Origin of the sequence: Actinoplanes sp. NPDC023801, from assembly GCF_040639655.1 — a bacterium.
GTDB lineage: Bacteria > Actinomycetota > Actinomycetes > Mycobacteriales > Micromonosporaceae > Actinoplanes.
The window spans coordinates 117,118-123,117 of the sequence record NZ_JBFAAI010000026.1; the positions used below are offsets into that span (position 1 = coordinate 117,118).

Here is a 6,000-nt window from a genome sequence, read left to right on the forward strand (position 1 = left end):
CCGGACAACTCCGGCGCACCGCCATCGATCCGCGGCAGGACTCCCGCTGACCCCTATGACGGGCGGACCTCTATGCAGTACGGGGGCCCGCGCGCCAGTGGCTGAAATGAGGATTCCTCGCGTACGGGCGCGGAGGCAGAATGCTGCGCCATGGACTCGCCATTGACGACCGTCGGGCTCCCCATCGCGCTCGGCATCATCATGCTCGGCCTCGGTCTGGGACTGACCGTGGCCGATTTCCGTCGTGTGGTCGCCTTTCCGAAACCGGCCCTCATCGCGCTGCTGTGTCAGGCGCTGCTGCTGCCCGTACTCTGCTTCGGCATCGTCGTCGCCCTTGATCTTCAACCTGCTCTGGCGGTCGGGATGATGCTGCTCGCGGCATCGCCGGGCGGCACGACGGCGAATCTGTACAGCCACCTGTTCGGTGGGCACGTGGCGCTCAACGTCACCCTCACGGCCGTCAACTCGGTGCTCGCGGTGGTCACTCTGCCGGTCGTGGTGAACCTGTCGGCGTCCTACTTCCTCGAGGGCGCGGGCTCCATCGGGCTGCAGTTCGACAAGGTCGTCCAGGTCTTCGCGATCGTGCTCGTCCCGGTCGCGATCGGCATGGCTCTGCGGGCGCGCTTCCCGCGGCTCGCCGACCGTCTGGGCCGGCCGGTCAAGGTCCTGTCCGTGATCGTGCTGGTCGCGGTCATCGCCGGCACGATCCTGAAGGAGCGCGACAACGTCGTGGACTACATCGTGGCCGTCGGCGTCGCGGTGCTGATCTTCAACGTGGTGAGCCTCGCCATCGGCTACGGCGCGCCACGGCTCGCCGGCGTGGGCCGGCGCGAGTCGATCGCCGCCGGCATGGAGATCGGCATCCACAACAGCACCCTGGCGATCACCATCGCGGTCAGTCCCGCCCTGCTGAACAACACCGAGATGGCCATCCCCGCCGCCGTCTACGGGATCGTCATGTTCTTCACGGCCGCCGCGTTCGGATACCTCGTCACCCGGCACAAGGAGCCCGCACCGGCGGCATGATCCGGATGCACGGGGAAACCGGTGGCCCGACGACCGGCACGCCGGATAGCCTCTGGCCGCACATCCGTTGCGAGGAGGCTGTCATGTACCGGGACTTCGACGCCGAGGCGTCCTTTTGAGCCGACCAGCAAACGCCGCCGGGGGTTCCCTCTAGCGAGACCCAGGTCAAACGCGGCGATCGTACGGTCGGAACCGACACCGAACTGATCGAGAAGCTCGGCGGCAACGACCCCTGCCCGTGCGGTTCCGGGCGGCGGTTTCCGCCGGTGCTGCCGCGCCAAGGGCAAATTCGACGACACCAACGGCCACTACTACGTACGGGACTGACAGTGCCATGGTGCTGGACACGGTGATCGGGTGCCGGCTGGCCGCGGTGACGCGGCCGGCCGTAACAGCTGGGCACGCGGGAGGGCGAGGTGGTCTCGTACGCTGCCCGGCGTGGGTGAATTCGTGGATGTGACGCTGGCCCGGGTGCCGGGCGGGTTCGAGTTCCCGGAACCGCTGCGGCTGCTGTTCGGCTGGGTCGAGGAGCAGGGCTTCGTGGTGACGGGGCACAACGGGGATCTGTACGGGTCGCTGAGTGACGACGCCTCGATCGGCACCTCGATCGAGTTGCGCGGTTTCACCGCCGAGGAGACGTCGTCGTACGCGCGTTCCTGGTTCGACGAGTCGGTGGACGACCCGGGCGCACGGTTGTGGCCGTTCGTGCAGACCGGCGGTGAGGGTTCGATGGCCGCGCTGTGGCTGGACGGCGAGGGCCGGACCAGGATCGTCCACCTCGGTTCGGGCAGTGGTTCGATGCTGACGTGCGTGCTCGCCGACAGCGCGGTGGACTTCCTGCGGCTGCTCGCGATCGGCTACCGGGAGATCTGCTGGAACGAGGAGTTCGGCGCTCCGCCGGAGCCGTTAGACGACGACCACGAGATCGTCAACGCGCCGTACCGGGACTGGCTGCACCGGACGTTCGGTGTCACCGCCCCGGCGACCGCACTGGAGATCGTGCCGGAACCCGCCGAGATGGACGACGAGGACACCACGGACCCGTTCTGTCGCTGGCTCAACAACTACGGGTGACGGGCCGCGGCTCGGCCGGCGCCGCGGAGACCTCACGTCCCGGCTGGGGATCATCCGGGGCTCACCTTTGGCGGGGTGAGGGGGATCCAGACGCGCATGGTGGACGGGCCGCGGCGGGCCCACCGGTGGTACGGATGCAGGGCGATCTCGACCGGGGCGCCGTCGGCGGGCGCCTCACTCAGGGGCCGGTACGGCCAGTCGAGCCGGGCCGGCGGGGTGCTCCGGCAGGTGACGATCACCGAGCCGTCGCGGTCGGCCGGTTCGGTGCCCGGGTCCAGATGCAGCGAGTCGAACGGCACTCCGGCGGGTACGTCGACCGACTCCAGGCAGTAGACGACCGGTCCGCGCTGGACGGCGGCCGCGCCGCGTACCGCATCGATCCGGTCGTCGCCGGCGATCAGCCGGGGCCGGACCGGAAGGTCGAGCACCAGGGTCTCACCGGCCGTGAAACGGCGGCGCAGCTGCACCAGGCCGCGGCTGATGGCCAGGCCGTCGAGGGTGGCGCCGGCCGCCCAGTCCGGCACCCGCAGCGACAGCGTCCACGGGGCGTCCGGCGCGCGGGTGATCCGGATCGCGATCCGGCCGTCCGCCGGATACTCGGTGTCGATCTCCAGCCCGATCGCGCGTCCGTCGGGCAGGCTCGTGTCGATGCTCGCCGCCGCGTACTGGTGGATCTGCACCCCGTCGTCGTCGCTGGTGGCGACGTAGGCGGCCAGGCTCGCGAAGGTACGGGCCAGGTTGGTCGGGCAGCAGGACACGTCGAACCAGGGCGCCCGCAGGTTGGAGGCGGCCCGCGGCACCTGCACGTCGGCCGGTGGTTCGGCGCCGACGGTCCGCTGGTGCAGCGTGTTGGTGTAGAAGAAGCGGGTACCGTCGTCGGCCGGCGAGGTGGCGATGACGTTGAACAGGGTGCGTTCGATCAGGTCGGCGTACCGCAGGTCGCCCTGTGCGAGCAGCAGCCGCCACGCCAGCAGCACCGAGCCGACCCCCGCGCACGTCTCGGAGTAGGAGCGGTCCGGCGGCAGCACGAAGTCGTCGCCGAACGCCTCGTCCTGGTGGCGCGAGCCCATGCCGCCGGTGATGTAGGTGCGCCGGGCGATCGTGTTGCGCCACTGCCGGGTCACCGCCGCGAGCAGTTCGGCGTCGCCGGTCTCGACCGCCACGTCGACGGCCCCGGCAGCCAGGTAGACGGCCCGGACCGCGTGGCCGCGCAACACGTCGGCGTCGCGGACCGGGATGTCGTCCTGAAAGTAGGACCGCCCGAACTCGATGTCGGCGAGCGTCCCGTGACCGTGCCGGTCGACGAACAGTCTCGCCTGGTCCAGGTAGCGGCGCACGCCGGTGAGCCGGTACAGCTCGACGAGCGCGATCTCGATCTCGGCGTGCCCGCAGAACGCCTCGATGCCGCCCGGCCCGAAGACGTCGCAGACGTGGTCGGCGGCCCGGATCGCGGCGGCGAACAGCTCGTCCTCACCGGCGGTGCGGGCCCGGGCGATCCCGGCCTGGATCAGATAGCCGAACGAGTAGAGCTCGTGGCCCCACTCCAGGTCGCTGTATCGCGGTGCCTGGCCCGGCCGTCCGTAGTTGGTGTTGAGGTAGCCGTCGGGCTCCTGCGCGGCCACCACCCGGGCGGCGATCGACCGGAGGCAGCGGTCGGTCTCCTCGTCGCCGGTCCGGCCGTGTTCCCAGGCCAGGGCTTCGAGCAGTTTGTAGACCTCGGTGTCAGCGAACTCCCGGCCGCGGCGGGCGGCGGGCAGGTCCCCGGTCACGGCGGCGTCGAAGTTGCCGAGCCAGCCGGCCTTTTCCAGCCATTGTTCGATGTGGGCCAGCGAGTTGTCGCGGTTCGTCTGCTGGCGGCGCTGCCAGAATCCGTCGCGGAGCCGGACCTCGCGCAGCCCTAGCGGCCGCAGCCGGCCGGTACGCGGGGTCACCGGGGTGCCTCCGCGCGCGATCCAGCCGGCCTCGGTGGACAGTGTCTCGTTTATCGTCATCGATCAGCCCTTGAGTGCGCCGGACATGAAACCACGGACGTAGTGCCGCTGGAGTGCGAGGAACAGGAGGATGCAGGGCAGCGCGAGCACCACCACGCCGGCCTCGGTGGCGCCGTAGTCGACGATCCCCATCACCTGCTGGCGCATGTTCGCCACGGCCAGCGGGAGCGGCAGCTTCGCCGAGTCGCTGATCAGCACGAGCGGGGTGATGAAGTCGTTCCAGGCGGCCAGGAACGCGAACAGGCCGACCGTGATCAGTCCCGGTTTGACCGCCGGCAGCTGGATGTGGAACAGCGCCCGGAAGCTGCCGCAGCCGTCCACCAGCGCCGACTCGGCCAGTTCCTTCGGCACCGCCTCGAACGAGATCCGCATCATGAACGTCGCGAACGGCAGCTGGAACATGGTGAGCACCAGTGACAACCCGATCAGCGAGTCCTGCAGTCCGAGCTGGTTGAGCAGCACGTACAACGGGATCAGCAGGGTCGCGTACGGCACCATCAGGATCGCGAGGGTGACCAGGAAGAGCACGTTGCGCCCGGGGAACCGGAAGTTCGCGAACGCGTAGCCGCCGAACAGCGACACGGCCAGGGTGAGTGCCACCGTCATCACCGAGACGGCGGTCGAGTTGAGCAGGTACTGACCGACGCCGGCCTGGTAGGCGGCCAGCGTCCGGTAGTTGCCGAAGCCCCAGCCGTCGATCTGCGCCGAACCGGGCTGTGGGCTGACCGAGGCGACACTCGCCCAGGCGAGCGGGAACAGGAACAGGATCGCGAGGCCTCCGGCCAGAATCCTCTCGGGTGTACGGAACACGCGTCAGACCTCCCGGTCGCGAAGGCCACGGAACTGCAGGACGTTGACCACCAGCAGCGCCGCCAGCAGGATGATCGACAGGGCGGCGGCCCGGCCCAGGTTGTTACCGCCGAAGAAGGCCATGTTGTAGATCAGCTGGACGACGGTGATCGTGCTGTTGTCCGGCCCGCCCTTGGTGAGCAGGTAGAACTGGTCGAACGCGAGCATCGACCCGGTGAGGCAGAGGATCGTGCACAGCGCCAGCGACGGCCGCAGCAGCGGCAGTGTCACGTACCGGAAAGTCTGCCGGCGCCCGGCCCCGTCGAGACGGGCCGCCTCGTAGACGTCACCGGAGATGCCCTGCAGCCCGACCAGGAGCAGCAGCATGTAGAACCCGGCGAACCGCCACACGATCAGGGCCACGGTGGACCAGAGCGCCGCGTTCGGGGTGCCGAGGAACGAGACGCCGAGAAAGCCGAAAGGGCTGCTCTGCGGCGAGTAGATGGCGTAGAACAGCAGCGAGGCCGAGGCCAGCCCGAGTGCGCTGGGTACCAGGAACGAGGTGCGCAGGAAGCCGTTCCAGCGGCTCGACTCCTGCACGATGAGGGCCAGTGCGAGCGACAGGCCGATCAGGATGGCCGTGGTGACCACGGTGTACTTGACGGTGAAGCCGACCGCCGGCCAGAACAGCCGGTTGTCGGCGACGGCGGTGAAGTTCGCCGGGGCGTTGAGGCTGCGGTTGCCGGTGAACAGTCCCCAGTCGGAGACCGACATCCGCGCCACGATCACGATCGGGACGACGAAGAAGATCAGCACGAACAGGGCGGTCGGGGCGGCGTATGCCCAGCCGGTCAGGGACAGGCCACGGCGGCGAGGGCGGACCGGGCGGCCGGGCGGTGGCTCGACGGTCCGTCCCGGTCGCTCCGGGGCGGTGATGAGCGATGGTGGCACGGGTGGTTCCCTTCCGCCGCGGTGGGGGGGGGGGCCGGGCCCGCCCCCCCCCCCCCCGGCACCCGCCACCCCGCGCCCCCGGGGGTGGCGCGGGCCCCCCCCCCGCCCGGCGCGGCCACGCTCGTACGATCCATCGGTGCACATCGAGTTCACCCACGCCCGGACCCCG

The 6,000-nt window shown here is 69.9% G+C and carries 6 protein-coding genes; 3 read left to right on the top strand and 3 right to left on the bottom strand.

The window, feature by feature from the left end; genetic code table 11:
- Positions 1–150: 150 nt before the first annotated feature.
- The 3 genes from AB0G04_RS34025 (at position 151) to AB0G04_RS34035 (ending at position 2,100) form a co-directional block, all read left to right on the top strand.
- Positions 151–1,026, top strand: a complete 876-nt coding sequence (locus AB0G04_RS34025) for a bile acid:sodium symporter family protein (protein ID WP_360991362.1) — start codon at positions 151–153, stop codon at positions 1,024–1,026.
- A gap of 206 nt (positions 1,027–1,232) precedes the next feature.
- Positions 1,233–1,379, top strand: a complete 147-nt coding sequence (locus AB0G04_RS34030) for an SEC-C metal-binding domain-containing protein (RefSeq protein ID WP_360991388.1) — start codon at positions 1,233–1,235, stop codon at positions 1,377–1,379.
- Positions 1,380–1,464: 85 nt separating this feature from the next.
- Positions 1,465–2,100 carry a hypothetical protein gene (locus AB0G04_RS34035; RefSeq protein ID WP_360991364.1) on the top strand — a complete coding sequence of 212 codons (636 nt, stop codon included), beginning with the start codon at positions 1,465–1,467 and terminating at the stop codon, positions 2,098–2,100.
- Between the two features lie 50 nt (positions 2,101–2,150).
- On the opposite strand, the gene AB0G04_RS34040 is transcribed toward AB0G04_RS34035, so the two are convergent.
- Genes AB0G04_RS34040 through AB0G04_RS34050 form a run of 3 tightly spaced genes read right to left on the bottom strand, consistent with a single transcriptional unit; the run spans position 2,151 to position 5,831 of the window.
- A complete protein-coding gene (locus AB0G04_RS34040; protein WP_360991367.1) occupies positions 2,151–4,091 on the bottom strand; it encodes a beta-L-arabinofuranosidase domain-containing protein in 1,941 nt (646 codons plus the stop codon).
- 3 nt (positions 4,092–4,094) lie between these two features.
- On the bottom strand, positions 4,095–4,901 hold the full coding sequence (locus AB0G04_RS34045; RefSeq protein WP_360991369.1) for a carbohydrate ABC transporter permease: 807 nt from the start codon (positions 4,899–4,901) through the stop codon (positions 4,095–4,097).
- 3 nt (positions 4,902–4,904) lie between these two features.
- Positions 4,905–5,831: a sugar ABC transporter permease gene (locus AB0G04_RS34050; protein ID WP_360991371.1), complete on the bottom strand. Its 927-nt coding sequence runs from the start codon at positions 5,829–5,831 to the stop codon at positions 4,905–4,907.
- Positions 5,832–6,000: the final 169 nt, after the last annotated feature.